Source organism: Pseudomonas sp. p106 (assembly GCF_003936645.1).
GTDB classification, from domain to species: domain Bacteria; phylum Pseudomonadota; class Gammaproteobacteria; order Pseudomonadales; family Pseudomonadaceae; genus Aquipseudomonas; species Aquipseudomonas putida_E.
In genome coordinates, this window is the sequence record NZ_RHQR01000006.1 from 203,070 (window position 1) to 226,119 (window position 23,050).

The window sequence follows — 23,050 nt, forward strand, 5'->3', positions numbered from 1 at the left end:
CGGACCTCACAACGGGATATCGGATAACTGGGAGTGGTAACGCCGCAGGATGGCCTCGCGTCGCGGGCGGCCATTGGCGGTCAGTGTGTCGTCGGTACTGGACAGTGGGCGCGGCAGGCGACGCCAGGCATGGACCCGGGCGTAGTCCGGCAGCAAGGCATTGCACTGCTGCACGGCCTGGTCGATGAGTGTGTCGGGGGCAGCAGGGTCCAGCGGCCAGAGCAATGCCAGGTTCTTTGGCAGGGCCTCGCCATGCACGAACGCCTGGGCGATCACACCGCTCTGGGTCAGTTCGGCCTCCACCCATTCCGGGTTGACGTTGCGCCCGAAGCTGGTGATGAACTGGTGTTTCTTGCGGCCATCGAGGTACAGGTAGCCCTGCTCGTCGAAATGGCCAAGGTCGCCTGTAGCCCACCAGCTATCGCAGACGGGTGGTTCCTCCAGGTAGCCGAGCAACACCGAGCCCGCCACCAGCACCTCCCCGTCTTCGGCGATACGCACCTGCACATGGGGCAGCGGTTTGCCGACACTGCCCCGGCGGGTTGCGCCTGGCCGGTTCAAGGCCACCACCGATGCGCACTCGGACAAGCCATAGCCTTCGAACACCGGCAGGCCGACCGCTTCGGCGCGGGCCAACAGGCTGGGCGCCACCCGGGCACCGCCGACGGCAACGAACCGCAGCGCCCCCACGCGCATCAGCCCGCGCTCGATGGCAGCGATCAGCCCCATCAACAACTGCGGCACCAGAATCAGGCTCTGCGCGCCGCTCAGGGCGATTACCCCCAGCAAGCGCTTGAAATCGACCTGGCTCGCACCGCCCATGCCCAGAAGCGCCTGGGGGTACAGCAGCACACTCGCCCCGGCCATCAAGGCGGCGTAGACACCGAGGTTTTCCAGCAGCACACCAAGCGGCAACACCGCCAGGTAACGCTGAGGTTCACTGGGCCGGCTGGCCACCTCCAGTTCCCGGGCTACACGCAGCAGGGCTTCGGACGACAGGCACACGCCCTTGGGCTTGCCCGTGCTGCCGGAGGTGTAGGTGATCTTGGCGGTACCGGCAGGCAGCGCCGCAGCGGGTTGTGCCTGGCGAACCCAGAACCCGCCCTGCTGGGCGAACCCCAGCTCGGCGAGCGTACCGCGCCATTGCGGGTCGCACAGCACATGGCTGGCACCGCTCTGCTCGATGCAATGGCTGAATTGAGCGGCACTGAAGAACGAGGGCACGATCACGCAGGGACGCTGGGCAAAAAGCGCCGCCAGATCCCAGAACAGCAACTGCGGGCCATTATCCAGGGCCAGTACCAGCGTGCCTGGCGAGCGGCTACGCAAGTTGTGGGTGCGCAACTGCACCTCTGCCAGTAATTGCCTGTAAGTGAAGCGCTGTGTCTCATCTTGTATGGCGATCGCGTCACCGTGATCACGTGCAAACGTGACCAGCAGTTGATGAAAGCGCTCCAGCTCATGCGGCATGGCCAGTCTCCTCAAGGGCCGTTGGCAACCCCAGGCGCTGGAACACCCCGGCCTTGCTCAAGGCATCGAAGCCATGACCGATATTGCCGGCAAAGACTTGTGGGTGCTGGGCGTAGTAGGTACCCCATTGGTCCACCTGCCCGTTCAGCCGGGCCGGGTCGGCCGACGCCAGCACCGATGGCACCAACCCCAGGCGCTGAAAGCTGTTGATCAATGTCGTCGCGCCGGTGAACGCCACCCACCGCAAGCCGCGCATGGCCAGCAACCAGGTCACCGCTATGATCATGATTCGCGCGCTACCGGCACTGAGCGAAGCTAGGTTGCCGACTTCGACCATGCTCGCGCGCTCAAGGGTGCAGCCCGCCACGCGTGATACTGCAGCTTCCAGCGGCTCGTCCAGATAGTGCTCCAGAAACAGCGGCCCGCTGCTGGCCGGGCGCATGCCTGCGGCAGCCACCAGCCGACCCTGGCTGTCCTGCAGTGCCAGCAGTTCTGGCAGGTAATGGTGCACATCAGCGTGATGCACGCTGGCAAAACACTGATGGATGAAGTGCTCAAGCTCATCGCGCCCTGGGTCCTTGTGCAAATGAAGCGACAAGTGGGCGTGATGGTCGACGTGGCTGCCGATAGGCAATGGGAGCAGGCTGCTCCACTGAGACTGGGTCATGAAACTCCCCCCGTTTGGGCTTGATGGGGTGAGTATCAGTGGTCAATCTGAAGGTAATCTGAAGTGACGGATTCGACCTGCGTTGTTGGGCTGCTACGCAGCCATCGCCGGCAAGCCGGCTCCTACAGGACCCGCGCAGTGATCTTTATCAATCATCAACTGATGTTCAGGTGTAAAACCGACACGATGGCCATTACCGGCCAAACTTCTGTCAGGGCCACAGGGGAGCCGTCGATGCTTACCGTCACGCTGATCAACGCGCTGGTCGTGGTGCTGGTGGTGGTGATTCATTACGAATGCCTGCTGCGCCTGAACGACTGGCTGCCGCGGCTCAAGCTCTGGAGCCGGTTTCGCATCGTCATCGGTGTGCTCGGCGCGCTGGTGGCCCACGCCCTGGAAGTCTGGTGCTTTGCCCTTGTCTATTACCTGATGGCCAGTGCCGAAGGCTGGGGCACGCTGAGCGGCAACTTCGACGGCACGTTCATGGACTGCGTGTACTTCTCATTCACTACCTATACCACCATCGGTTTCGGCGATATTTCGCCCAGCGGCGACCTCAAATACCTCACAGGCCTGCAGGCACTCACGGGCCTGGTGATGATCACCTGGACGGCCTCCTTTCTGTTTCTGGAAATGCAGAAGTACTGGAAGGCCAAGTAGCGAGGCGTGGGCCTGAAGGCGCGGCAATTGACAACTATCAAGCGCGCAGAAGGCGAGGCGCTGAAACTGAACCTCCTTTGTACACCCCCGAATGTAAGGAGGCTTGCCATGGCACCCGCCGAAACACCCCGCCCACAAGCAGCACCGGCATTTCCTGCCACGACCGGCGAACACTGGATCGAAGCGCTCGACAATGGCACCCATGTGCTGATCAGGCCCTTGCAGCCCAAGGACCGTCAGCGCGAGAAGAACTTCATCGAACGCATGTCCCCTCAATCGCGCCACTTCCGTTTTCTGTCCCAGCTCAAGGAGCCTGGCGAAGCCATGCTGGATCAACTGATGGTGGTTGATCAGGACCAGCACATGGCCTACGTGGCCCTCGCGCATGTCGACGGTGAACTGCAGGAAGTCGGTATCTCCCGCTACGCCACCGGTGCGGACAACCAAGAATGCGAATGCGCCGTCACCGTGCTCGATAGCTGGCAGCGCCACGGTCTGGGCACATTGCTGCTCCGGCACCTGATCGACCACGCACGCGCCAAGGGCCTGCGGCAGATGTATTCCATCGACGCTGCGGCCAATGTGGCGATGCGCGATCTGGCGCAGGCGGCAGGGTTCACCACTGCCAGAGACCCGGATGACCCAAGCCAGTTGATTCACCGGCTTTCGCTGGCCTGAGGCGGTGCCCCGGCGGTAGCCTCCGGCAGCAGGTCCAGTTGCTCCAGGCACCGCCGCTCATCGGCTTCGGTCACACCCTTGAAGGCACTGACTTCAAGCAACGGTGTATTGAACAGCGCCAGGCGGATGACGCCATTGCGTTCCAGAAACGTTTGCGCCAGGCACTGGCAGACCGGTTGGGCGACCAACGCGGCGAGCGCCTGGTCCTCTGGCAGATCAACCTGGGCCTGCAGGTTGGTCTCGCATCCGCTGACGATGCCTTGCACGGAGCGGCTGGCGAGTATCAGTGAGCCTAAGCCCAACACTGCCAGCAGTAGCAGCATGCCCAGCAAAATGTTCGACTCCCTGGCTACGTCCCGGACAATGGCGAGCCTCGCCTGCCAACCTCTCCCCTGCCCGAAAAAAATGGTCTTGCCCACCGTACTCTTGAAACTGCGGTGCACGGCCAACCCGACCGCCGCACTGAGCGCCAGCAGCGCCAGCACAATGGCCGGGGCGCGCATGGGCAGTTGCCAGGCCGGGCCCAACACCTGATAGATCGAGGCGGCAACCACCAGTGTGGCGATGGCTGCGATCCATCCAAGGCTGCCCCTGGGTCGTTTTGCCCAGGCGCTGAGCTTTGCCCTTGTTTGCATGTTCATGCAAGCCTCCAGCGCCGTGTCAGCGCACAGGGTCTATGGCAACCGTTTCCAGGTGCTCGGGCACGCACACCTGCCAGCCGAGCTCAAGGCTTATCCGTCGACGCAAGGTGTCCGCAGCATGCGGTTCGCCATGAATGACGTAGGTTTGCCGCGGTGGCCGGGTAAAACCGCGCAACCACTCCATGATTTCGTCCGCATCGGCATGCCGACAGATTGTCCATGGCAAAGACTTGCGCCCGAATCGGCACGTCTTCGCCATGCAGGCGCACGCTGCGCGCCCCGGCAACGATATCGGCGCCCCGGGTACCGCCTGCCTGAAAGCCAGAGAACAGAATGCTGTTGTGCGGATTGGGGGCCAGCGCCTTGAGGTGGTGCAACACCCGCCCTCCCGTGGCCATGCCGCTGGCGGCAATGATCACCGCAGGTTCGCGCAGCTGATCCAGGTGCCTGGATTCGTCGACCGTGCGGATGATTTGCGTGCCTTTGCACATCTGGGCACACTCCAGCGCCGTGAGGCGATGCTCGCTTCTGAACTGCTGGTACAGGGTGGTGGCATCGGTTGCCATGGGGCTGTTGAGATACACCGGAATGTCCGGTATCAGCCCGTCGCGTTTGAGCATGTACAGGTAATACATCAGCAATTGCGCTCGGCCAACCGCGAACGACGGCACCAGGGTGATGCCATGGCGCAGCAGGGTCTGGTTGATCACATCGGCCAGGTAACGCTCCGGGGGCTGTGCTGGGTGCAACCGGTCACCATAGGTCGACTCCACCAGCAGCACATCGGCTGCACCGATCAGTTCGGGCGCACGCATCACGGGATCATTGGGCCGGCCCAGGTCGCCCGAGAAAACCACTGTCTGGCCGTCCAACGTCAGTTGCACGGTCGCCGCGCCCAGAATGTGCCCGGCCGTACGCAGCAACAGTTCGACACCGGGCGCGATCTGGGTGCGATGGTGCAATGCGACGGGCCTGAACAGCTGCAGTGCGCGTTTGGCATCCTGCTCGGTGTACAAGGGGCGGGCCGGCGAATGTTTGGAATAGCCATGCCGATTGGCATGTTCGGCCTGCTCTTCCTGCAATCGGGCGCTGTCGAGCAACAGGATTTCAGCCAAGGCACAGGTCGCCGGGGTGGCATACACGGGCCCGCTGAAGCCCTCGCGCACCAACACCGGCAGGTAGCCGCTGTGGTCCAGGTGGGCATGCGTGAGCACTACCGCATCGACCGTACGCAGTGCCGCCGGCAGTGGCTCCCAGTTGCGCAAGCGCAGTTGCTTGTAACCCTGGAAAAGCCCGCAGTCGATCAGCACCCGTGTCGAGTCATGCGTCAGCAAGAACTTGCTGCCCGTCACCGTACCCGTCCCGCCGAAAAAGGTCAGTTGCATGGCATCGGCTCCCAGGTATCGATCACACAGGGGTGAACGGCCAGCACGCTACACGGTGGATCGCTGACAATACGTTCGGTGGTATCACCCAGCAGCTTGCTCAACCCCCTGGGCTGCACCACCCCCATGACCACCACGTCGATATCCAGGGCCGCCACCTGGTCCCGAATCACCTGCACTGCCCCGCCTTCCATGAAATGCCGGCAATCGGGGGGCACACCTTCGGCATCGGCCAATGCATCGAAGGGCACCTGCAAGGCATCACGCATCTCCTCGACCCAGGTCTGCGCAACCACCATGTCAGGGGCATACACACCCACCAGGTCATAGGCCGAGAGCAGGTGCAGCTGCGCATCGCATTGCAGCGCCAGGGCATCGGCTGCGCGGATGAGGGCGCGGTTGAATAGCATCTGGGCATCGGGGTCATCGCGCAGGGCGGTGTCCACGGCTACCAGTATGCGTTTTGGCAAGGACGCGGCTGCCCGGGGCACGAAATGCATCGAGCCTTGGTACGCGCGCATCAGCGCACAGTCCAGCGGCGTGCCGAAAAACCGGGCCAGTGCCGGTGTCGTTTCGGTGTCCTTGATGACCATATCGGGCTTGAGCTCGCGGATGTAATCGGCGGCCTGGTCGCGCAGGTCTTCTGCCTTGACGGTATCGAGCGTCAGACAGGTATTACTCGAACGATGACGTTCGACCAGCGCCTCAAGCTGCTTGCGATAGAGCCCGTACTGGCGCTGCAGCTCGGCTTCGTTCAGCCGCTCCTGGCGTAACGAATGCGCCTCGTACGGCTCGAACAGCCCAACGATATGTACCGCTGCGCCGCTGACATGCGCCAGGGCAAGCGCCCGGCGCAAAGCCGCCGAGTGCGGGTCGATGTCGGTAAGCAGCACCAGCAGTTGTCGATACTGACCCATGGCAAACCTCCGGCCGCACGCGGCGATGGCAAGTAGCATCGATCTTCGAACCCCCTGCCCTTGCGCGTTTGATGCAGATCAGAAAGTCACCACTGGCGCACCGACTTGATCAATGTCAGAACCAGAACGCCGTCTCACGGTACAACCGGTAAAGCCCACGTTGATCAAGCCCTCAGGAGGCCCTATGAACAAGCAGTTGCTGGAACCCGAAGACACCAGCGAGCACTGGGTAGACACCCTTGCTGACGGCACAGCCGTGCTGATTCGCCCGCTGCGCGATGATGATCACGAACGCGACAGTCGCTTTGTGAGCACGATCAGCCATGAGGCCAGGCGCTTTCGTTTTCTCGCCGGACTCAGCGGTGGCTTGCCCGCCCTGGACGCGCAGTTGATGCCGGTCGACGGTCACCAGCGCATGGCCTACGTCGCGCTGGCCCATGACAATGGCCAGCTGCATCAGCTTGGCGTAAGCCGCTATGCCGCAATCCCGGGTAGCCACAATTGCGAATGTGCCGTCGCTGTCGGCGAGCAATGGCAGCGCAAGGGGCTGGGCAAGCTGTTGCTGCAGCACCTGATCGAAGCGGCACGGCGCAATGGTTACCAGTGCATGGTGTCCAGGGACCTCTCGAACAACTACGCCATGCACCGGCTGACCAAGGCGCTGGGCTTCACCTCGCGCTACCTGGGCGGCGATGTCAGCGAAATCCTCCACGAGCTTGATCTGCGCGCCTGAAACAAGGCCCTTGCGGGCCTTGCACGTCTAACCTTGCGAATGCTCGGGTGATAACACCAGCACACTGGTGCTGAGCCGATGCAGGATCCGCTCGGCCGTACTGCCGATGAACCAGCCGATGCCGTGATGGTGGTAGCTCCCCATCACCAGCACGTCGATGTCGTTGTTGTCCATGAAAAGCGCCAGCACCTTGGTCGGGTCCCCCACCCTCATGTGCCGGTGCTCGAGGGGAATGCCGTTGCGTTCGGCCAGTTCCTGGAAGGCATCGGCCTGAGCCTCATGAAGTGTCCGTGACAGGTTCGAATCGAACAGGAACGAATGTTCCCGGCTACCTTCGGCGTCCAGGTACATCGAGCCCATATCGTAGGCATACAGCAGTTCGATCTGGGCATTGCATTGCAACGCCAGCTTGAGCGCTTCGCTGATGATATGGTCGTTGAAGCCTTCGAACTGATCCTCCGGGCGCGACAGGTCAACTGCTGCAAGTATCCGGCGCGGCAGGGCATTGCTGGCGTTGTGTACCAGGTGCAGCGGAATTCTGGTGTCACGCAGCAACTGCACGTCGAGCGAGGTGAACATGGCTCGCATCCACCACGGTTCATGCTCGAGCCCCTTGATCAGCATGGCGAACGGCTGCTCACGCAGATGCACCTCAATCTCGTCCAGCGGGTGCTGAACCCACAACACCTCGGTGGTCACCGTCACGCCATTGCGGCGCATCGACAATGCCTGGGTTTCCAGCCATTCACGGTGTTGCTGCACATAGCCCTCGCGCATGACCGCCAAGGCCTGCTCGTTGACCAGGCCGGCGGTGGCCAGGCCCTCAAGGTAGTCAAAGGCGACGATGTGCAATGGCATGCCCTTGGCTTTGGCCAGCGCCGCTGCACGGTCATAGACCGGTGTGCGGCGCATCAGGGGCGATGCGATGAGAAGAAGTCTTTGCGGGTTGGTCATGGCACACCTCTGCGGGGTCGATGAGTACCTCGATGATCTGCCGCCGGGGGCTGCCCGGTTTGATGTTTGTCAACAGTGCAAGCGAGCCGACCAGCGGCTGTTAGCGCTTACCGGGTAATTGACACGGATCAAGACTTATCGGTTTTTTGGGCGCACGCTGTACCTAGCCTCGCTGCCGACATGGACGCCATTGCACCTCGAATCAATAGCTATTGCTTGCGCATGCAGGCACTGGAGGTTCCGATGAACGTTTACGTCGAGAAAAGCGCGAATGACAGCCGCTGGTGGGTCCACATGGACGAGTGGCGGGTGAGTTTCAAAACACCCAAAGAAGCCGAACAGTTTTTGGGCGTGCTGACTGCCCGCCTCAATGCGCCTCATTCACTGAACAAGATCGCCACCGTCGCTCTCAGACCTGCGAAGGAGGCCTGAAATGTCGGGCCTGATCGACGCTCAGCTGCTCAGCCAGCCTGTGCAGGTGCGCACGCCGCCGCCCATTCATTTGAAACCACTGGCATCCCGTTGCAACGAGTGCCGGGTCAACGGCTTGTGCTTGCCCACGGGTTTGCCCCTACGCGACAGCACTAGCCTGGATACATTGATAGGCCCGCGCATCCGCATCAGGAAGGGAGCTGCGCTGTTCAATGCCAATGTACCCTTGAGTGCCTTGTATGCGGTGCATTCAGGCAGTTTCAAGACCAACCTGAACAATGCCGAAGGCCAGGGTGTGATCATCAACTTCTGGATGCCGGGCGACGTACTGGGGCTCGATGCCATTGCCACCGAGCACCATGTCTGTGATGCCATTGCCCTGGAAGACAGCGAAGTCTGCCCCGTCCCTTACCATCGGCTGCAGGCTCTGGCGCGTGATTTCCCTACGCTGCAGCAGAGCCTGAACCGCCTGATGAGCAGGGAAATCATCCGCGAGCATGAGCGCGTGCTGATGCTGTGCAACCTTTCTGCCGAGCAGCGGCTGGCCAGTTTTCTGCTGAGTTTGTCCCGACGGTTTGTCAGCCGTGGCTATTCCTCCCATGGCTTCATGCTGCGCATGTCGCGCGAGGACATGGCGTCCTACCTGGGGCTGCGCCTGGAAACCATCTGCCGCTCGGTCGCCCACTTGCGCGCCCTGGGTATCGTCAACCTGCATGGCCGGCTGGTGGAGATTCTGGACATGCCTGCGCTGATGGCCCTGGAACTGGGTTACCCGGGCAGCCCTCACCTCACTGAACTGCCAGTCGCCGGCGTGCCTTAGACGCCTGGCTTACCGCGCATCGCCTCGCAACAGCTGAAGGTGTCGGACATGTCGAATTTTCATCTGGCTTACATGCCATTGATCACCTATCCGGATGTGCTCCCCGAGGACGCTGTGGCAGCCGGTGTACAGCTGGCCATCGCGCTGGGGTACGACCTGCATGTCATGACCTTTTCGGTAAGGATCCCCTACCTTTCGCCATCAGTTGGCAGCACACTCCTGAATATCCCCGAGATGATTCGAACAACCGAAAGCAACAGTAGAAGCCAGTGCAAAGCGCTGCAGGCCATGGTGAGCGGCCTTGAACACGGCCAGAGCAGTGTGGAATTCTCCACCAGAGAAGTGGTGCCGGGCCTGACGGGTACCGCGGCTGCAGAAGCGTCAAGGTATTTCGACCTGGCCATCCTGCCATGGGCAGTCGACAAGCCAGTCATTCAGGAGCTGGCAGAGTCGGTGATTTTCGGCGCTGGCAGACCATGCGTACTCGTTCCCTCTTTGCCCATCCAGCCTGTTAGGCACATGGCGTTGGCCTGGGACGGCAGCCGCGTCGCGGCGCGAGCGCTGGCTGACGCGTCGAATCTGATTAGCTCAGACATGCTGATCACGGTTCTGACCGTGCAGGGGGAAAAACCACTCGAGCACGGCGCCATTGCGCAGGACATGGCACACGCTTTACAGCACAGAGGCCTGAACGCTCGGCCGCTGAGCGTGAAGCTGGCCGGGCGCGCGATCGCTGAGTGCCTGCAGCAAGAAGCACTCACCGCCGGCGCCGATCTGTTGGTCATGGGCGGCTTTGGTCATTCGCGCTTGAAAGAATTCATCCTGGGTGGCGCTACCCATGGGGTTCTGCAAGCGCTTCAAATGCCCGTACTGCTGTCACACTGAGCCGCTGCGATCAGCATCTTCATCACCACTTGGCTGGCCCTATCGCCGGCAAGCCGGCGATAGGGCCAGCACACATGCCAGATTACTGCAGCCAGGGCGGCGGCGGTTCTTCGCCCTTGACCGGCCCATGCTCGGCTTCTGTCCGCGCAGCTCGGCGGCGGACATCATCCAGGCGGGCCGCGTCGATTTCGCGCATCACTCCGCCCACGTCCGCGACATGCTCATCATCCTCGAATTCGCCTGTCAACGGGCTGTCCGCACGCAGTTCACCTGCCTCGTACAGCGCCCACATTTCCTGGGCGAAGCGTGTGTCCTTCAACTCCGGTGCAAAGCGCCCGAAATAGTGGGCCATGTTCGCCACGTCACGCTGCAGCATGCTGAAGGCATGGTTGTTGCCGGCGGCATCCACCGCCTGCGGCAGGTCGATGATAACCGGGCCATCGGGGCCCAGCAGCACATTGAATTCGGACAGGTCGCCATGCACCAGGCCGGCACACAGCATCAGCACGATCTGGCGAATGACGAAGGCGTGGTACTCACGCGCCTCATCAGCCTCCAGGTGAACGTCGTTAAGGCGCGGGGCCGCATCGCCATCGGCGTCGGTCACCAGCTCCATCAGCAGTACGCCATCCTGGAAATCATAGGGTTTGGGCACCCGCACACCGGCATTGGCCAGGCGGAACAACGCCGCCACTTCAGCGTTCTGCCAGGCATCCTCGGCTTCCTTGCGGCCGTACTTGCTGCCCTTGGCCATCGCCCGGGCCTGGCGGCTGTTGCGTACCTTGCGCCCTTCCTGGTACTCGGCGGCCTGGCGGAAACTGCGTTTGTTGGCCTCTTTATAGACCTTGGCGCACCGTACCTGGGCGCCGCAACGCACCACGTAGACGGCTGCTTCCTTGCCGCTCATCAAGGGTCGCAGTACTTCGTCGACCAGTCCGTCTTCAATCAGCGGTTCGATTCGTTTTGGCGTCTTCATCAGGCTTGTGTTCGGGGTCCTGTCTGGCCTTATGGCTGGGTTGGCGAACATCCTCTCACAGGCTGATGCGTCTTGCTCGTTTGTCTGCTCAGGCGGCGGCCCAGCGCTGCGTTATCAAGTGCCGAAGCCGGTCGAATGCCCAGTTGTACAGCACGGTGTAGGGCAAAATGATCACGAAGAAGCCCAGCTCAACCATGAGCGCCTGCCAAAGCGAGATATCCAGCATCCAGGCCGCCACCGGCAGGCACCACACCACCAGCCCCAACTCGAAACCCAGGCCGTGGGCAAAGCGTGCCGCGGCCTTCCAGTGAATGCGTGCGGTACACACCCAACGGTCGACCAGCGCGTTGTAGAGCATGTTCCACACCATCGCGATCAGCGACAGGGTGACCGCAAGGCCACCGGCCGTTGCCAACGACTTGTCCATCACCCAGGACAAAAGCGGCGCGCACAGCAGCACGGCAAACACTTCATAGCCGATGGCATGGACCAGGCGCTCGGTAAAAGAGACTTTTTTCACGGCATTTTCCATCCAGTAGTGAACTTGTGCTTCACATTTTCTTTGATGGAACTGATACTCGCGACATATCTCCTATCGGTTTTATCAATACCTGTGCGCTACTCACCTGAAGCCCTCGTTGCCTTTGTCGAAGCCGCAGCCCTTGGCTCGTTTTCCGCCGCAGCGCGCAAACTGCGCAAGAGCCAGTCGACCATCAGCATCGCAATCGCCAACTTCGAGGCTGACATAGGTTGCGAACTGTTCGACCGTGCAGGCCGCCACCCCACCCTGAATGAGGCCGGCCGCCAGGTCTTGACCCACGTCGAGGCGATCCTCGATGCCAGCGCCCGGCTCGATGCGCTGGCGGTGAGGCTGGCCGAACAGGTAGAGCCGCTGGTGTCGGTGGTGATGTCCGACAGTTACAGCGTGACCTTTCAAGGCGCGGTGATAGGTGGCTTCGCTGCCAGCTATCCGCACACCGAACTGCGCTGCGGGCCTTCGGAAGACGCCGACGTTATCGACCTGATCCAGCAGGGCATGGCGCAGATCGGCATTCTTGCAGCGCAGCAGCGCTACCCGGCCGACATCGCCGTGGCACGCCTGCCGGAACATGCGCAATTCGCCGTTTACGTCAGCACAGGCCACGCCTTGGCAAAACAGCCTGGCGTGCAGCCACAGCACCTGGAAAACGAGCGTCAGCTATACATCAGGACCTACGCGCCGAGCCTGCACCACGGGCGCGGCCAGGCCTGGTCGGCGCCGGACTACCTGACCCTGCTGGAGTTCGCGGTGCGCGGCTATGGCTGGGCGGAACTGCCCAGGGCGCTGGTGGCGCGCTTCGGCAGTGGCCTGGTGGAATTGCCCGTGGCCGGCTACCCACGCAGAGTCGCGATGGATGTTGCCTGGTCGCGCCGACGAGCCTTGGGCCCCGCCGGGCAATGGTTGGTGCAGCAATTGCTGGTGGGCGGTTCCACGCCCCAGTGACGGTGTAATGAAAACCTGCCGGGCGTACTCCAGGGAGCCATCACCCCGACGATTCACTCGGTAACGAGCGGGCCGTTCAGGTACTGGTCGTCAGTCACTGGCTCCATCCAGTCGGTGTTCTTGCCATCGAGTGTTTCGGTCACTGCGAAATGTGACATCGCGGTGGTTGCAGCGGCGCCATGCCAGTGCCGCTTGCCGCATGCGCAGGAAACCACATCGCCAGCGCGGATCTCTGTCCGCGGCCCACCTTCGCACTGAGTCCAACCCACCCCCGTCAGGACGATCAGCGTCTGGCCCAATGGGTGTGCATGCCAGTGAGTGCGTGCAGAGGGTTCGAAGGTAACGATGGCGCCGGTCGCCCTGCCCGGCTCAGCCGCCTGGAAAAGGTTGTCGATACGCACTGACCCGGTAAACCAGTTTTCAGGGCCTTTGATCGAAGGCTTGGTCCCGCTGCGGATAATTGTTTGGTCTGAACTGCTCATAGCACACTCGCTGATTCGTGAAGGCTTGGCCACAGATCGGACCAATTTAACGCCGTGCGAATCAATCTAGTGCTTCCCTCAACTTAGTACTAGGCGGCAAAATGTACTTACACTTATGCAGCGGAGAATAAATGACCACTCCCGACCTGAACAATCTTGTCGCGCTCCTGACGGTGGCGCGCGAACGAAGCTTCACCAAAGCGGCTACTCAATTAGGGGTTTCGCAGTCCTCGCTGAGCAGGACCGTGACTGCGCTCGAAAGCAAACTCGGAATGCTGCTGCTCACACGCACCACCCGAAGCGTGTCCACCACTGAGGCTGGGCAGCGATTACTGGATTCGGTGGCGCCCAAGCTGCAGGAGATAGAGGCAGAACTGTTGGCCGTGGCCGAGTTGCGTGACAAGCCGGTAGGCACCGTACGCATTTCCGCTACCGACTACGCGGCCAACCAATACGTCTGGCCAAAGATTCAAAGCCTTCTGGGTGAGCACCCTGAACTGCACATAGAACTCATCAATGACTATGGCCTGGTTAACATCGTGGCGGAACGTTACGACATTGGCGTGCGTTTGGGGGATCAGCTAGAGAAAGACATGATTGCGGTACGCATTGCGCCCGATGAAACACTGGCCGTGGTGGGCGCACCCGCGTACCTGAAAGGAAGGCCTGCAGCAACGAAGCCATCCGACCTGACCGCGCACAACTGCATAAACCTGCGATTGCCCACCAAAGAAGTGCTCATGCCTTGGGAGTTGAGCAAGGGCAACGAGAACATCGAGGTGAAAGTGAGCGGCCAGTTGGTGTTCAACAATGCCTATCAAATGCGGGATGCGGCGTTGAAAGGCTTCGGCTTGGCGTATCTGCCCAAAGCGCTTGTAGAAGCCGATGTGCAGGCCGGTCGACTGAGCTGGGTGCTTGCAGATTGGTTCCCGACTTTTACTGGCCACCATGCCTACTACGCAAGCCGACGCCAGTCTTCATTAGCAGTACGTCTGGTCATCGCAGCGCTGCGCGCCGATTAGCCACTGTGCAAGCCATGTCTTAAGCTCGCCTGAATGCAAGAGCCTCCGGGCGGGAGGCATGTTCGACCTACCCCGTCAGTTGGCCAACCAGGACTCGACCTCCTGCGCACCGTATTTAGCCTTCCACTCTTTAAGTAGCTTGTGGTTGCCACCCTTGGTTTCAATGATCTCATCGTTGTGTGGGTTTTTGTAAACCTTCACCTGACGCTCACGGCGAGGCGACTTAGCTGGAGCTGAGGGAGACAACGGCCTCACATTGGCTTGAGGGTCCAGGATGTTGATCACGTCACGTAGGCTGAAGCCATATTCTGCCAACAGCGCACGAAGCTTTTCCTCAAACGCGATCTCAGCTTTTAGTTCAGAGCTGCCTTTCAGGGCTTCCAATTCAGCGAGCTGCGCTGCCAGCTTCTGCTCGAGCTGACGGAATTCGACCAAACGTGACATAGGTTATATCCCTGTTCCAAAAGTAGGTAAAAGTGGCACTAGAATAAACGATAAGAAGCGTTGAAGTCGCTAGAAATTTTGCACTTCTGCACTTTAGGGTGAAAGGGTAAACATCCCGCGAATCGCAACCTCACCACCAGAAGTTATTGAGAAGTCGCAAATTCTTAGGCAAATCGTTACTCAATGTATCCATGCCTGCAGCTCCTCATCGAAAATGCCGTCGGATTCAAGGGGCAATGACGATTGATGAGTAGCACTCATATTCCTATGCGCTCTAGCGGCATAGTCACAAGGTAGACCCGACGCTAAGTTCATCTGTCTCAGGCGCCCATGAATGAGCGCATCATATTCAGATAAGCGTTCTGAGCGAGCCAAACAGCCGCTGATCATACCGCTTTCGATAGGGACACTCACTATGGACGAAGCCAGTACATTATTACTCAGCAGGCGTACATTACTTATCGTCGGTATCGTGACATCCGCAGCAATTGCCCTGCCCCCTTTCCTCTGTGTGGAGGCCAGCGCTGCCAATTACACCAAGCCAAACAAGGCTCAAGTCGCGCTCAAGATCAATGGTAACTCCCACTCCATGGAAGTCGACACGCGGACAACGCTCCTTGATGCGCTACGCGATCATCTGCACCTGACGGGGACGAAAAAGGGCTGTGATCACGGGCAGTGCGGCGCTTGTACGGTCCTGGCCAACGGCAAGCGCATCAATTCGTGCCTGACGCTCGCCATCATGCATCAGGGCGCCAGCATCACAACCATTGAGGGTCTCGGCACCGTCGAGAATCTGCACCCCATGCAAGCCGCCTTCATCAAGCATGACGGCTATCAGTGCGGTTACTGCACCCCCGGGCAAATCTGTTCTGCGGTAGCCGTACTTGAAGAGATACGTGCCGGCATCCCCAGCCATGTCAGCGTAGATCTAACCGCAGGGCCTAGGCTGATTGCCCGTGAAATTCAGGAGCGTATGAGCGGCAATATCTGCCGCTGCGGTGCCTATTCGAACATCGTTGAGGCAATCATGGACGTTGCGCAGGAGGCGATATGAGGCCGTTCAATTACTTGAAAGCCAACACCCCTGCAGAAGCCACCGCCTTAGCCGCACAGCTCGACGGTGCACGCTTCATCGCCGGTGGTACCAACCTGCTAGACCTGATGAAGCTTGAAATCGAAACACCCGTTCATCTAATTGATGTGAACGGACTGGGCCTCGATTCTATTGAGGACACCCCAGACGGTGGGCTGAGGATCGGTGCACTGGTGCGTAATACAGCGCTGGCGGCGGACGCACGAGTGAGGAAGAACTACGCAGTCCTCGCCAAGGCGCTACTTGCAGGTGCGTCTGGACAACTGCGCAATATGGCTACAACGGCCGGCAATTTGCTGCAACGCACGCGTTGCCCTTATTTCTACGATACAAACATGCCCTGCAACAAACGTCAGCCCGGAGCCGGTTGTGCGGCAATCGGCGGTTTCGACCGCCAATTGGCGATCATCGGTACCAGCAAGAGCTGCATTGCCACCCACCCGAGCGATATGGCCGTGGCCATGCGTCTGTTGGATGCCACAGTCGAAACGGTTCGCGCCAACGGTGAAGCAAGGACCATTCCGATCGCCGACTTCCATCGCTCCCCCGTCAACACGCCAAACATCGAAACGCCTTTGTATGCTGACGAGTTGGTGACAGCAGTAAGGCTGCCCCGGCCCCTCGGTGGCGAGCACGTCTACTACAAAGTCCGCGACCGCGCTTCCTATGCCTTTGCACTGATCTCAGTGGCGGCAGTAATGAAAAGCGATGGCACGGGGCGAGTTGCGCTGGGGGGTGTAGCGCATAAGCCTTGGCGGGTTGAAGCAGCGGAAGCCCTGATGCCAGAGGGCTACAAGCGAGTCACCGAAACACTGCTGGAAGGTGCCACACCCTCCCCTCACAACGCATTCAAGGTCCTGCTCGTTGAGCGTACATTGGCTTCGGCCCTGTCACAGGTGAAGGTGCACTCATGAAGTTTGATCAACCTGCCGGTCTCAATCCGATAGATCAGCTGAAAGTCATCGGTAAGCCACTGGACCGAATCGATGGTCCGTTGAAAGTTACCGGAAGCGCTCGTTACGCCTACGAAAATCATGAGCAAGTACCTGACGCCGTCCATGGTTACGTTCTAGGTGCAGGCATCGGCAAAGGTCGCATCACTGGCATTGAAGTTGGCGAAGCGCTAGAAGCGCCGGGCGTCATAACGGTTATTACCGCAGCCAACGCCGGCTCCCTTGGAACCAGCGAGTTCAACGCCGCCAGGGCGCTTGGAGGCCCTGAGATCGACCATTACCACCAAGCTATCGCGCTGGTGGTAGCCGAAACATTCGAGCAAGCTCGATCAGCCGCGCAGCTCATCCAGGTTGATTACGTAAGATCCGATGGGCGCTTCGACCTCGCCGCAGCACGCACAAGCGCGGTGGTGCCTGAAGGTGGCCAAGACACGGATCTCGGTCAGTTCGAGCAAGCCTTCGCCCAGGCGCCGGCCCAGATCGACGTCACCTACACCACTCCCGACCAAGCGCACGCAATGATGGAGCCTCATGCAGCCATCGCACGCTGGAACGGCGATCACCTCACACTTTGGTGCTCGATACAGTTACTTTCCTGGAGCAAGCGCGACCTTTCGAAGATTCTCGGCGTAGCCCCGGATAGGATTCGGCTGTTATCACCCTACATTGGCGGCGGGTTCGGCGGTAAGGCATCGGTGCTGGCAGACGCCGTACTTGCGTCGGTGGCGTCCCGTCAAATTGGCAGGCCAGTGAAAGTGGCTCTCACCCGCCCGTTGATGTTCAACAACACCACCCATCGCCCCGCCACCATCCAGCGCGTGCGCCTGGGCGCAGATGCTCAGGGAGTTATCACCGCCATCGGGCACGAAACGTTGTCCGGTAACTTACCGGGAGGGCCGTTCGAAAAAGCCGTTACGCAAACCCAAGTGCTGTATGCCGGCGCCAATCGAATGACCCGAGCGCGTCTGGCCATCCTGGATTTACCGGAAGGTAACGCAATGCGTGCACCTGGTGAGGCTTCTGGAATGATGGCGCTTGAGGCAGCCATGGACGAACTGGCCGTGGCCTTGAACATGGATCCGGTGCAGTTGCGCAAGCTCAATGATACCCAAACCGTCCCAGGCGACCCATCACGGCGCTTCACCACACGTGAGCTGGTCAAGTGCCTGGACGTCGGTGCACAGCACTTTGGCTGGAGCAAGCGCTCCCCTGTTCCAGCGAGTCGGCGCGAAGGTCGCTGGTTGATCGGGATGGGCATGGCCTCCGCCATTCGTGGTAATCCGATCAGAAATTCCGCAGCGAGGGTGCGCCTGAACGAAAATGGCATTGTGATCGTCGAGACAGACATGACGGACATAGGCACTGGCAGCTACACCATCCTGGGCCAGACAGCGGCTGAGACGATGGGGGTCAGCATCGATAAAGTGGTCGTGCGCCTGGGCGACTCTGAATTCCCATTGTCAGCGGGTTCTGCAGGCCAACGTGGCGCCAACTCCTCTGCTTCAGGTGTGTACGCCGCGTGCATGAAGTTGAGGGCACTTGTCGCTCGGCAACTTGGTGTGGATCCGAACACGGCTGAGTTTTCAGACGGGCAAGTAAGCGATAGCGACAAGGTTATGAGCCTTGCCGACGCCGCTCGGCAAGGCGAGTTGGTGAGCGAAGATACCCTTGAGTTTGGTGAGGCTCGTGAGCAACGCGAGCACCAAACATTCGGTGCGCACTTTGTTGAGCTCAGGGTCGATGCTGCAACCGGTGAAGTCCGTATCGACCGTATGCTGGCGGTGTGCGCCGCAGGCCGCATCCTCAACCCCAAGACGGCAAGAAGCCAGGTCATCGGGGCGATGACCATGGGGGCAGGCGCCGCGCTGATGGAAGAACTGGTTGTCGACAAACGCTACGGCTTCTTTGTCAATCATGACCTTGCAGGATATGAAGTTCCGGTACACGCCGACATCCCGCATCAAGAGGTGATTTTCATCGACGAAGTGGATGCTTACTCATCGCCAATGAAAGCCAAAGGGGTGGGTGAGCTTGGCATTTCCGGTGTGGCAGCAGCAATCGCCAATGCCGTCTACAACGCCACAGGAGTGCGGGTACGGGAGTACCCTATCACCTTGGACAAGTTTCTCGATCGCCTGCCACCGTCGGACGGATAAACCTGAACTGGAGGCCGTTGTCAGCTGAACTCATTGTGGATGACGAGCACATCAGGGTTGTTCCTCCAAGGCAGGTGATGGCGCAGGGCCTTGGCGCACAATAAGGGCGAGTACCATCATCAAGGCCATGACCAGCATCACTGCGCTCCAGCTGTAGGCAGCAGAAATCCCGTTTGAGATCCTCATCAGGGCGTCCGATGACTGGGCACCATAACTGTACGCTACGGTCAAAACGCTCAGCCCTAAAGTCCCACCGAGCTGATGGCTCACGTTGACCAAACCCGATGCAGCGCCCGCATCCCGACCTTCCACGTCCGTCATTGCCGCTGCGGTCAGGGGGCTCAGGCTCGCCCCCTGGCTCAAGCCGATCAACACCAATGGCAGCAACAGTGCAGCATACTGGGTATCAGCAGAGATGCCCGACAGCCAGATCATACCGACAACACCCAGTGCGACGGCGCTGGCCAATAACGCGGCGTTACCGAACAGACGGGTGAGTCGAGGTATCGCCAATGCGGCTGCAAGGTTTGCCAAGGTGGTCGGCAGGAAAGCCAATCCCGCCTCGCTCGCGGTGAAGCCGAGTACTTCCTGCAGGTACTGAGTAGTGAAAAAATAGAAGCTCATCATTGCGCCCAGGAACAATAACCGAGCGCCATACGCTCCGGCCCGTACCCGATGTTGAAAGAGCCGCAGCGGCAGAATCGGATCGCCGATCCGCGCCTCGTGGAAGCCGAACAGTAACAGCATGGCACCACCCGCCAAGAGCGCGATGACCGTCGCTTGGTCGCCCCACCCGGTTGATGCTGCCCGGACTATGCCGAATACCAGGCAGGTCATACCGGCTGTCGACAACAGCGCTCCGGCCACGTCCAGTGTGCTGGTGTTCACTGATGTCTCCCGCACGGCGCGCAGCGTCCCTAGCACCAACACCAGCCCTATTGGAACATTGATCAGGAAGCCGATACGCCACGATGCCCATTCAGTAAGCAGGCCCCCAATCAGCAAACCTATGCTTGACCCCACACCTGCCGTCGCGCCGTACCAAGCGATGGCGCGCGTGCGCTGATTGCCTTCGAAGTTGACCAGCAGCAGTGCCAATGAGGAAGGCGCGAGAATGGCAGCCCCCACGCCTTGAAGCGCCCTTGCAGTGATAAGCAACAGTTGCTCTTGCGCCAGAGCGACCAACAACGAAGCGACCATGAAAATGCCCAAGCCGCTGATGAACATACGCCGCCGCCCCAGCATGTCGCCTGCTCGAGCGCCCAGCAAAAGGAAGCCACCAAACGCCAAGGTGTAGGCATTCTGAACCCAGGACAGGCTGGCGGTACTCATGGCAAATGTCTGCCGGATATTCGGAAGTGCAGTAATGACGACGGAGGTATCCAACACAATCATCAGGTAGCTGCACAGGATGACGAGGAGAATCCCCCATTGATTACGGGAAAGCGGGTTCATGGTGCCCGGCCTCTTTTCAGGTATGACAGATAACAGCGCATGGCCTGTAGCAATGTGGCCAACAGGTAGGCATGAGGTTCGAAGAGTTCAGGAAAGGTTTGTAATATATCAGCCAGGTGATGCTTCGATTAGGCACTGGAATCCGCAAAGATCAATGAGCACAACTCATGAAACCGGCGCTTGCTGTTGTTGTTCCCACTTGCGCTGCGTGCGCCCCAGCAGGAAAGCAAGGGCGAGCCACAATGCGGACAAGGGGACCGCGAGCATGGCGATGGCCGTGAAGCTCAGGCCGATGGCCAGTAATCCAGCATACCCCCAAGCTGCTATCTGGTCTCCGCTGCGGTACACCACCGTGTCGATGAAATTTTTGGTCTTGTAGCGATCCTCTCGCGTGACGGCTGTAAAGAGCACCTCGCGCGCTGGTCTGGTCAACGCGTAATTGCTTACGTTCCGTGCCACTTGCAGTACTAGAAAGACGGCTAGAGTGGGAAAGGCAGCCATGCTGGCGAAGCCAAACATGCTAATCAGCGGGAGCGCGCACAGTGTGAATGTGACGCCTATCCAGCCCATGATCCGACCCGTCATAAAGAGCTGAATGACGAGCGTCAAACCATTCACCCAAAGGTTGATGTTGGCGAAAAACGCAATTCGAGCAGCGCGATCTGTGAAGTTGCTCTCAACAATTGACGCCTGCTGGAAATACAAAATGGTAGAGGTAGCGGAGTAGCAGAGGATGAACAGTGAAATGCCTATCAGATAGGGTGAGCGGAAAGTGCGCAAAATGCCCGCAAGCACACTGCCGCCAAGTGGCTGCCCCTCATCCCTTTGCTCCAAGGGACGCTTGAATGCATCACTGATCATCGACAATCGGCGCGTCGCCAGGACAGCCACTTCCAGCAGCGCTATGGAAATCACCGCCAGCCAATTGTGGCCCAAGACGTCTACCAGTCCCGATGTCAGAGCAGATCCCGCAAGGCCACCCAGCGTTGCACCGGTTGCGAGCAGACCAAACAACCGCTTCGCTTGTTCGCCATTAAATACATCTACCACGAATGACCAGAAGACCGAGATGACGAAAAGGTTGAAAACAGATACCCAGATGAAAAACGCTCGACCTATCCAAACCTGTTGTTCCACGCCGGCATTACTCAGCAGCACGACGAACAGCGCGAGGTTCAGCATGAAGAACCGATAAGCGACGGCGATAAACCTCTCCCGCGGCCAACACTTCACGAGCCAGGAAAACAATGGACTGACGACGATCATGGCGAGCAGCGTTCCGGTAAACAACCAAGGCAGGTTGTTTACGCCGCCGGAAACTCCCAGCTCATCGCGGATCGGACGAAGAACGTAATACGCAAGAAAAATCGAAAATATATAAAGCCAAGACCACGCAACCGCAGCGATTTCGTTGGGATTAACTTGAACCAAGTGAGCCAGCCAATTGAATAACCGGGAGCGCGATCTAATCGCCCCAGCGATGGAAACTATTTCTGTCATTACGAGGCATTTCCCTGCACGTTTAGGTGCATTGAACATCTGTAGCTTTCCGAGCCAGCAGCCTAGCTACAAACCTGATATTTGCTGAATGATTTATTAATTCACGACGCGGTAAAAAAGCCAAATCCAAGCCGCCGCATCCCCAACGCGCCTGGTTGACATACCTGAACGAGCAGAGGAAATGTCGGCGACACAGTTCATTTATCTGCCCTCAATCAGCAAAGCGTCCACGCATGGTTTCCAACTCCTTGGCAACTGACGCTGGCTCTTGCGAAAGCGGCAAGTTGTTCCTATCGCCAATAGCATCGTAACTGTCAGCAGGATCCGCCGGAAGCGCAGCAAAGAGCGGAGCAAGATCTGCTTGGGCTGCGCCCTGCTCGGCCACCAATTCGAAGGTTTTGCGATTCGCCTCAGCGGACGTCAAAGACGCGACCAGAACCTGAGCGATTTGCGAGCGCGCAATCACACCATCAGACGGAGAACCGGACCAGTGCTCGTCACCCTGGCGTAACACGAGACGGTGCTCATTGGCCCCGTTATAGTCAAACCAGCCGGGACGTATAATGGTGTACGGCAGGCCACTCGCGCGAACAAGCCGTTCTCCGCGGCGCTTCCAGTCATGCCCGACAGTGGGCTTGGTAACGCCGACAGTAGTCATCAGGGCAATCCGAGCGGGCTTTGTCAAAACGCTCAAAACATTGCGCACTGCACCGTAGTTGACCGCTTCGGCACCCTCAGGGTCATTGCCGCGGATACCATGCGTGAAGATGATGCCAGTAACCCCGGCTACCGCTTCATGGAGTGTCTCTGGGCGAGTCAAATCGCCAACGACGACTTTGACTCCTTTGGGAAAAAGACGCGCTTGATCGGGGTCGCGCACCAGCGCCCTGGTCTCATACCCATTTCGGTATGACTCCTCTACAGCGGGTTGACCGATGGTGCCACTGGCGCCCACAACCAGCACAACGGGTTTGCTGCCCCGCTCCTGGGCCTGCTCTTGCGTGGCAGCAATCACCGACCCCGAGAATGAGGCGCCTACCACCAAGGCCATTGAAATAAAATTAGTTCTTAACCCTGCCATTTCGCTTACTCCACTTTTTATCACACGCATGGGACACAAGAAACAAAATGCAACAAAATTTAATTACACCTCAGCACTATGCTCTTCACTGACAAAAACACTCACCATGTTAGCTGAATGATTGGAATTGATTAGACGGTTAATTCAGCATGCCGTGATG

Annotated in this window: 23 protein-coding genes and 1 pseudogene; 11 read left to right on the forward strand and 13 right to left on the reverse strand. The window is 59.5% G+C overall.

Annotated features, from left to right (window positions below; genetic code table 11):
* Nucleotides 1–6: 6 nt before the first annotated feature.
* Together EGJ09_RS10215 and EGJ09_RS10220 are read right to left on the reverse strand one after the other, a co-directional pair.
* On the reverse strand, nucleotides 7–1,470 hold the full coding sequence (locus EGJ09_RS10215; RefSeq protein WP_125923755.1) for an AMP-binding protein: 1,464 nt from the start codon (nucleotides 1,468–1,470) through the stop codon (nucleotides 7–9).
* The gene (locus EGJ09_RS10220) at nucleotides 1,460–2,137 is read right to left on the reverse strand and encodes a thermostable hemolysin (RefSeq protein ID WP_125923756.1); all 678 of its coding nucleotides are present in this window, start codon (nucleotides 2,135–2,137) and stop codon (nucleotides 1,460–1,462) included. Before EGJ09_RS10220 ends, EGJ09_RS10215 begins: the two co-directional genes overlap by 11 nt.
* 234 nt (nucleotides 2,138–2,371) lie before the next feature.
* Here EGJ09_RS10220 and EGJ09_RS10225 point away from each other — a divergent pair, with 234 nt between their 5' ends.
* Both EGJ09_RS10225 and EGJ09_RS10230 read left to right on the forward strand, forming a co-directional pair.
* A complete protein-coding gene (locus EGJ09_RS10225) occupies nucleotides 2,372–2,797 on the forward strand; it encodes a potassium channel family protein (protein ID WP_012314874.1) in 426 nt (141 codons plus the stop codon).
* A gap of 108 nt (nucleotides 2,798–2,905) precedes the next feature.
* Entirely contained in the window at nucleotides 2,906–3,475 is a 570-nt protein-coding gene (locus tag EGJ09_RS10230) for a GNAT family N-acetyltransferase (protein ID WP_125923757.1), read from the forward strand.
* Here the strand turns inward: EGJ09_RS10230 and EGJ09_RS10235 are convergent.
* The 3 genes and pseudogenes from EGJ09_RS10235 to EGJ09_RS10245 all read right to left on the reverse strand — a co-directional run bounded on the left by EGJ09_RS10235 (nucleotide 3,454) and on the right by EGJ09_RS10245 (nucleotide 6,418).
* Nucleotides 3,454–4,116 carry a hypothetical protein gene (locus EGJ09_RS10235; RefSeq protein ID WP_125923758.1) on the reverse strand — a complete coding sequence of 221 codons (663 nt, stop codon included), beginning with the start codon at nucleotides 4,114–4,116 and terminating at the stop codon, nucleotides 3,454–3,456. The two genes, EGJ09_RS10230 and EGJ09_RS10235, sit on opposite strands and share 22 nt — an antisense overlap.
* 19 nt (nucleotides 4,117–4,135) lie before the next feature.
* Nucleotides 4,136–5,501 (reverse strand): annotated as a pseudogene (locus EGJ09_RS10240) (MBL fold metallo-hydrolase RNA specificity domain-containing protein).
* Nucleotides 5,492–6,418 carry a universal stress protein gene (locus tag EGJ09_RS10245; protein WP_125923759.1) on the reverse strand — a complete coding sequence of 309 codons (927 nt, stop codon included), beginning with the start codon at nucleotides 6,416–6,418 and terminating at the stop codon, nucleotides 5,492–5,494. The pseudogene EGJ09_RS10240 and the gene EGJ09_RS10245 overlap by 10 nt, the downstream one beginning before the upstream one ends.
* 184 nt (nucleotides 6,419–6,602) lie before the next feature.
* Here EGJ09_RS10245 and EGJ09_RS10250 point away from each other — a divergent pair, with 184 nt between their 5' ends.
* Nucleotides 6,603–7,151, forward strand: a complete 549-nt coding sequence (locus EGJ09_RS10250; protein ID WP_125923760.1) for a GNAT family N-acetyltransferase — start codon at nucleotides 6,603–6,605, stop codon at nucleotides 7,149–7,151.
* Between the two features lie 27 nt (nucleotides 7,152–7,178).
* Here the strand turns inward: EGJ09_RS10250 and EGJ09_RS10255 are convergent, their stop codons facing one another.
* Complete coding sequence (locus EGJ09_RS10255; protein WP_125923761.1) at nucleotides 7,179–8,105, reverse strand: universal stress protein; 927 nt, start codon at nucleotides 8,103–8,105, stop codon at nucleotides 7,179–7,181.
* A gap of 243 nt (nucleotides 8,106–8,348) precedes the next feature.
* On the opposite strand from EGJ09_RS10255, the gene EGJ09_RS10260 reads away from it, so the two are divergent.
* From EGJ09_RS10260 to EGJ09_RS10270, 3 genes are read left to right on the forward strand one after another with little or no spacing between them, the layout of a single operon-like run.
* Complete coding sequence (locus EGJ09_RS10260) at nucleotides 8,349–8,537, forward strand: hypothetical protein (RefSeq protein ID WP_046785822.1); 189 nt, start codon at nucleotides 8,349–8,351, stop codon at nucleotides 8,535–8,537.
* Nucleotide 8,538: 1 nt separating this feature from the next.
* Nucleotides 8,539–9,357, forward strand: a complete 819-nt coding sequence (locus EGJ09_RS10265) for a helix-turn-helix domain-containing protein (RefSeq protein WP_125923762.1) — start codon at nucleotides 8,539–8,541, stop codon at nucleotides 9,355–9,357.
* A 48-nt stretch (nucleotides 9,358–9,405) separates the two neighbouring features.
* A complete protein-coding gene (locus EGJ09_RS10270; protein ID WP_046785820.1) occupies nucleotides 9,406–10,242 on the forward strand; it encodes a universal stress protein in 837 nt (278 codons plus the stop codon).
* An 82-nt stretch (nucleotides 10,243–10,324) separates the two neighbouring features.
* Here the strand turns inward: EGJ09_RS10270 and EGJ09_RS10275 are convergent, their stop codons facing one another.
* On the reverse strand, nucleotides 10,325–11,218 hold the full coding sequence (locus EGJ09_RS10275) for a PA4780 family RIO1-like protein kinase (protein ID WP_115274530.1): 894 nt from the start codon (nucleotides 11,216–11,218) through the stop codon (nucleotides 10,325–10,327).
* Nucleotides 11,219–11,306: 88 nt separating this feature from the next.
* The gene (locus EGJ09_RS10280; RefSeq protein WP_125923763.1) at nucleotides 11,307–11,738 is read right to left on the reverse strand and encodes a multidrug/biocide efflux PACE transporter; all 432 of its coding nucleotides are present in this window, start codon (nucleotides 11,736–11,738) and stop codon (nucleotides 11,307–11,309) included.
* 93 nt (nucleotides 11,739–11,831) lie between these two features.
* Here EGJ09_RS10280 and EGJ09_RS10285 point away from each other — a divergent pair, with 93 nt between their 5' ends.
* Nucleotides 11,832–12,701, forward strand: coding sequence for a LysR family transcriptional regulator (locus EGJ09_RS10285; protein ID WP_125923764.1), 870 nt, complete (start codon nucleotides 11,832–11,834; stop codon nucleotides 12,699–12,701).
* Nucleotides 12,702–12,754: 53 nt separating this feature from the next.
* Here the strand turns inward: EGJ09_RS10285 and EGJ09_RS10290 are convergent, their stop codons facing one another.
* Nucleotides 12,755–13,183 (reverse strand): cupin domain-containing protein, encoded by a 429-nt coding sequence (locus EGJ09_RS10290; RefSeq protein ID WP_125923765.1) that lies wholly within the window; start codon nucleotides 13,181–13,183, stop codon nucleotides 12,755–12,757.
* Between the two features lie 131 nt (nucleotides 13,184–13,314).
* Between EGJ09_RS10290 and EGJ09_RS10295 the strand changes: the two genes are divergently transcribed.
* Complete coding sequence (locus tag EGJ09_RS10295) at nucleotides 13,315–14,205, forward strand: LysR family transcriptional regulator (RefSeq protein WP_125923766.1); 891 nt, start codon at nucleotides 13,315–13,317, stop codon at nucleotides 14,203–14,205.
* A gap of 75 nt (nucleotides 14,206–14,280) precedes the next feature.
* On the opposite strand, the gene EGJ09_RS10300 is transcribed toward EGJ09_RS10295, so the two are convergent.
* On the reverse strand, nucleotides 14,281–14,649 hold the full coding sequence (locus tag EGJ09_RS10300) for a histone-like nucleoid-structuring protein, MvaT/MvaU family (protein WP_125923767.1): 369 nt from the start codon (nucleotides 14,647–14,649) through the stop codon (nucleotides 14,281–14,283).
* A gap of 415 nt (nucleotides 14,650–15,064) precedes the next feature.
* Between EGJ09_RS10300 and paoA the strand changes: the two genes are divergently transcribed.
* Genes paoA through paoC form a run of 3 tightly spaced genes read left to right on the forward strand, consistent with a single transcriptional unit; the run spans nucleotide 15,065 to nucleotide 18,854 of the window.
* Nucleotides 15,065–15,706 carry an aldehyde dehydrogenase iron-sulfur subunit PaoA gene (gene paoA / locus EGJ09_RS10305; RefSeq protein WP_125923768.1) on the forward strand — a complete coding sequence of 214 codons (642 nt, stop codon included), beginning with the start codon at nucleotides 15,065–15,067 and terminating at the stop codon, nucleotides 15,704–15,706.
* Nucleotides 15,703–16,659, forward strand: a complete 957-nt coding sequence (locus tag EGJ09_RS10310) for a xanthine dehydrogenase family protein subunit M (RefSeq protein WP_125923769.1) — start codon at nucleotides 15,703–15,705, stop codon at nucleotides 16,657–16,659. Before paoA ends, EGJ09_RS10310 begins: the two co-directional genes overlap by 4 nt.
* Complete coding sequence (gene paoC / locus EGJ09_RS10315) at nucleotides 16,656–18,854, forward strand: aldehyde oxidoreductase molybdenum-binding subunit PaoC (protein ID WP_125923770.1); 2,199 nt, start codon at nucleotides 16,656–16,658, stop codon at nucleotides 18,852–18,854. The genes EGJ09_RS10310 and paoC overlap by 4 nt, the downstream gene beginning before the upstream one ends.
* A gap of 51 nt (nucleotides 18,855–18,905) precedes the next feature.
* Here the strand turns inward: paoC and EGJ09_RS10320 are convergent, their stop codons facing one another.
* The 3 genes from EGJ09_RS10320 to EGJ09_RS10330 all read right to left on the reverse strand — a co-directional run bounded on the left by EGJ09_RS10320 (nucleotide 18,906) and on the right by EGJ09_RS10330 (nucleotide 22,890).
* Nucleotides 18,906–20,309 (reverse strand): MFS transporter, encoded by a 1,404-nt coding sequence (locus EGJ09_RS10320; protein ID WP_125923771.1) that lies wholly within the window; start codon nucleotides 20,307–20,309, stop codon nucleotides 18,906–18,908.
* A 165-nt stretch (nucleotides 20,310–20,474) separates the two neighbouring features.
* Entirely contained in the window at nucleotides 20,475–21,809 is a 1,335-nt protein-coding gene (locus tag EGJ09_RS10325) for an NTP/NDP exchange transporter (protein ID WP_125923819.1), read from the reverse strand.
* 211 nt (nucleotides 21,810–22,020) lie between these two features.
* Nucleotides 22,021–22,890: an SDR family oxidoreductase gene (locus EGJ09_RS10330; RefSeq protein WP_256658426.1), complete on the reverse strand. Its 870-nt coding sequence runs from the start codon at nucleotides 22,888–22,890 to the stop codon at nucleotides 22,021–22,023.
* Between the last annotated feature and the right edge of the window lie 160 nt (nucleotides 22,891–23,050).

What these genes read in the sequence shown, in the direction of transcription:
- EGJ09_RS10215 (WP_125923755.1), bottom strand. Translation starts at nt 1,470, where the DNA reads ATGCCGCATGAGCTGGAGCGCTTTCATCAACTGCTGGTCACGTTTGCA.
- EGJ09_RS10220 (WP_125923756.1), bottom strand. Translation starts at nt 2,137, where the DNA reads ATGACCCAGTCTCAGTGGAGCAGCCTGCTCCCATTGCCTATCGGCAGC.
- EGJ09_RS10225 (WP_012314874.1), top strand. Translation starts at nt 2,372, where the DNA reads ATGCTTACCGTCACGCTGATCAACGCGCTGGTCGTGGTGCTGGTGGTG.
- EGJ09_RS10230 (WP_125923757.1), top strand. Translation starts at nt 2,906, where the DNA reads ATGGCACCCGCCGAAACACCCCGCCCACAAGCAGCACCGGCATTTCCT.
- EGJ09_RS10235 (WP_125923758.1), bottom strand. Translation starts at nt 4,116, where the DNA reads ATGAACATGCAAACAAGGGCAAAGCTCAGCGCCTGGGCAAAACGACCC.
- EGJ09_RS10245 (WP_125923759.1), bottom strand. Translation starts at nt 6,418, where the DNA reads ATGGGTCAGTATCGACAACTGCTGGTGCTGCTTACCGACATCGACCCG.
- EGJ09_RS10250 (WP_125923760.1), top strand. Translation starts at nt 6,603, where the DNA reads ATGAACAAGCAGTTGCTGGAACCCGAAGACACCAGCGAGCACTGGGTA.
- EGJ09_RS10255 (WP_125923761.1), bottom strand. Translation starts at nt 8,105, where the DNA reads ATGACCAACCCGCAAAGACTTCTTCTCATCGCATCGCCCCTGATGCGC.
- EGJ09_RS10260 (WP_046785822.1), top strand. Translation starts at nt 8,349, where the DNA reads ATGAACGTTTACGTCGAGAAAAGCGCGAATGACAGCCGCTGGTGGGTC.
- EGJ09_RS10265 (WP_125923762.1), top strand. Translation starts at nt 8,539, where the DNA reads ATGTCGGGCCTGATCGACGCTCAGCTGCTCAGCCAGCCTGTGCAGGTG.
- EGJ09_RS10270 (WP_046785820.1), top strand. Translation starts at nt 9,406, where the DNA reads ATGTCGAATTTTCATCTGGCTTACATGCCATTGATCACCTATCCGGAT.
- EGJ09_RS10275 (WP_115274530.1), bottom strand. Translation starts at nt 11,218, where the DNA reads ATGAAGACGCCAAAACGAATCGAACCGCTGATTGAAGACGGACTGGTC.
- EGJ09_RS10290 (WP_125923765.1), bottom strand. Translation starts at nt 13,183, where the DNA reads ATGAGCAGTTCAGACCAAACAATTATCCGCAGCGGGACCAAGCCTTCG.
- EGJ09_RS10295 (WP_125923766.1), top strand. Translation starts at nt 13,315, where the DNA reads ATGACCACTCCCGACCTGAACAATCTTGTCGCGCTCCTGACGGTGGCG.
- EGJ09_RS10300 (WP_125923767.1), bottom strand. Translation starts at nt 14,649, where the DNA reads ATGTCACGTTTGGTCGAATTCCGTCAGCTCGAGCAGAAGCTGGCAGCG.
- paoA (WP_125923768.1), top strand. Translation starts at nt 15,065, where the DNA reads ATGGACGAAGCCAGTACATTATTACTCAGCAGGCGTACATTACTTATC.
- EGJ09_RS10310 (WP_125923769.1), top strand. Translation starts at nt 15,703, where the DNA reads ATGAGGCCGTTCAATTACTTGAAAGCCAACACCCCTGCAGAAGCCACC.
- paoC (WP_125923770.1), top strand. Translation starts at nt 16,656, where the DNA reads ATGAAGTTTGATCAACCTGCCGGTCTCAATCCGATAGATCAGCTGAAA.
- EGJ09_RS10320 (WP_125923771.1), bottom strand. Translation starts at nt 20,309, where the DNA reads ATGAACCCGCTTTCCCGTAATCAATGGGGGATTCTCCTCGTCATCCTG.
- EGJ09_RS10325 (WP_125923819.1), bottom strand. Translation starts at nt 21,809, where the DNA reads ATGACAGAAATAGTTTCCATCGCTGGGGCGATTAGATCGCGCTCCCGG.
- EGJ09_RS10330 (WP_256658426.1), bottom strand. Translation starts at nt 22,890, where the DNA reads ATGGCAGGGTTAAGAACTAATTTTATTTCAATGGCCTTGGTGGTAGGC.